General features: G+C 59.2%; 2 protein-coding genes and 1 riboswitch. Of the genes, one reads left to right on the top strand and one right to left on the bottom strand.

Features of this window, described 5'->3' with window-relative positions; genetic code table 11:
• Positions 1 to 87: 87 nt before the first annotated feature.
• Entirely contained in the window at positions 88 to 1,497 is a 1,410-nt protein-coding gene (ahcY, locus tag HT737_RS13365; protein ID WP_047297109.1) for an adenosylhomocysteinase, read from the bottom strand.
• A gap of 23 nt (positions 1,498 to 1,520) precedes the next feature.
• Positions 1,521 to 1,619, bottom strand: a riboswitch (S-adenosyl-L-homocysteine riboswitch).
• 196 nt (positions 1,620 to 1,815) lie between these two features.
• On the opposite strand from ahcY, the gene HT737_RS13360 reads away from it, so the two are divergent.
• Positions 1,816 to 2,099: hotdog domain-containing protein (locus HT737_RS13360; RefSeq protein WP_182402819.1), on the top strand; the 284-nt coding region annotated here is incomplete at its 3' end.

The following is a 2,099-nucleotide window of genomic DNA, read 5'->3' as shown; positions in this document are numbered from 1 at the left end:
GCCGGGTCAGACAACACGGATGTTGAATGTTAAGACGCCTTCGCGAGCAGGCTCGCTCCCACAGGGAGAGCGAGCAGTCAGCGCCTGTTAGTAGCGGTAAGCGTGCGGCTTGAACGGGCCTTCGACGGTGACGCCGATGTAGTCAGCCTGTTGCTTGGTCAGTTGAGTGACCACGCCGCCGAAGCCGCGCACCATTTCCAGGGCCACTTCTTCGTCGAGTTTCTTCGGCAGAACTTCAACGGTCAGACGCTCGGCTTTCTGGGCTGGCGACAGGTCGGCGTACTTCTGGCCGAACAGGAAGATCTGCGCCAGTACCTGGTTGGCGAACGAACCGTCCATGATGCGGCTCGGGTGACCGGTGGCGTTGCCCAGGTTCACCAGACGGCCTTCGGCCAGCAGGATCAGGTAGTCGTCGTTCTGCGCGTCGAAAGCGCCCGGGCCGGTACGGTGGATCTTGTGGACCTGTGGCTTCACTTCTTCCCATGCCCAGTTCTTGCGCATGAAAGCGGTGTCGATTTCGTTGTCGAAGTGGCCGATGTTGCAGACAACAGCACGCTTCTTCAGGGCTTTGAGCATGTTCGCGTCGCAAACGTTGACGTTACCGGTGGTGGTCACGATCAGGTCGATCTTGCCCAGCAGCGCTTTGTCGATGCTCGCTTCGGTGCCATTGTTGATGCCGTCGATGAACGGCGAAACCAGTTCGAAACCGTCCATGCAGGCCTGCATGGCGCAGATCGGGTCAACTTCGGAAACCTTGACGATCATGCCTTCCTGACGCAGGGACTGCGCGGAACCCTTGCCCACGTCACCGTAACCGATGACCAGCGCTTGCTTGCCGGACAGCAGGTGGTCGGTACCGCGCTTGATCGCATCGTTCAGGCTGTGACGGCAGCCGTACTTGTTGTCGTTCTTGGACTTGGTCACCGAGTCGTTGACGTTGATCGCAGGGATCTTCAGCTCGCCCTTGGCCAGCATGTCCAGCAGACGGTGGACGCCGGTGGTGGTTTCTTCGGTCACGCCGTGAACGCGGTCCAGCACCTGTGGGTATTTCTTGTGCAGCAGCTCGGTCAGGTCGCCGCCGTCGTCGAGGATCATGTTGGCGTCCCATGGCTGGCCATCCTTCAGGATGGTCTGCTCCAGGCACCACTCGTACTCTTCTTCAGTCTCGCCTTTCCAGGCGAAAACCGGGATGCCGGCAGCGGCGATGGACGCGGCAGCCTGATCCTGAGTCGAGAAGATGTTGCAGGACGACCAGCGTACTTCGGCACCCAGGGCAACCAGGGTTTCGATCAGCACGGCAGTCTGAATGGTCATGTGGATGCAGCCGAGGATTTTCGCGCCCTTGAGCGGCTGCTCGGAGGCGTATTTGCGGCGCAGACCCATCAGGGCCGGCATTTCCGACTCGGCGATGATGGTTTCGCGACGGCCCCAGGCAGCCAGGGACATGTCGGCAACTTTGTAATCGTTAAAATCGGCAGGCGTGATAACAGCGCTCATGAAGAGCCTCCATTCGTAATGTATGCGAATGGGCGCCGTTGTGCGTTTAGTGTCCGGCCGTGGCCAGTCAACGCCCCATCCGAGCCTGACAGGTTGATCCTGCTGCAGCGCCCCTCGGACAGGTGGCGGGAAAACGGTAGCAAGTGAAGGTTACCGTTTTGAAACGGGGGCGATTATAGCCGTCTAGACTGATCTTCCAAAGGGTTTCTGTCGGCCAGATGAAGATCGTTAATAGCGACCATAGTAGAAGGCTCATGGAGCATGACCGCCCGGTCTGCCAAGATGGCGCCATCTTTCGGCAAACGCTCAGGAGTGAACATGAATTTCCACACCCGCAAATGGGTAAAACCCGAAGACCTGAACCCCAACGGCACCCTGTTCGGCGGCAGCCTGCTGCGCTGGATCGACGAAGAAGCGGCGATTTACGCGATCGTCCAGTTGGGCAATCAGCGCGTGGTGACCAAGTACATTTCCGAAATCAACTTCGTCAGCGCTTCGCGCCAGGGCGACATCATCGAACTGGGCATCACCGCCACCGAGTTCGGCCGCACCTCGATCACCCTCACCTGCGAAGTACGCAACAAGATCACCCGCAAGAGCAT

Origin of the sequence: Pseudomonas sp. MD195_PC81_125 (assembly GCF_014060985.1) — a bacterium.
In the GTDB taxonomy this organism is placed as follows: Bacteria; Pseudomonadota; Gammaproteobacteria; order Pseudomonadales; family Pseudomonadaceae; genus Aquipseudomonas; species Aquipseudomonas parakoreensis.
The sequence above is the reverse complement of the archived record's forward strand: the minus strand, read 5'-3'. Positions and strand labels throughout refer to the sequence as shown.

Coding starts and splice junctions, on each gene's coding strand:
- ahcY (WP_047297109.1), bottom strand. CDS start 1,497: ATGAGCGCTGTTATCACGCCTGCCGATTTTAACGATTACAAAGTTGCC.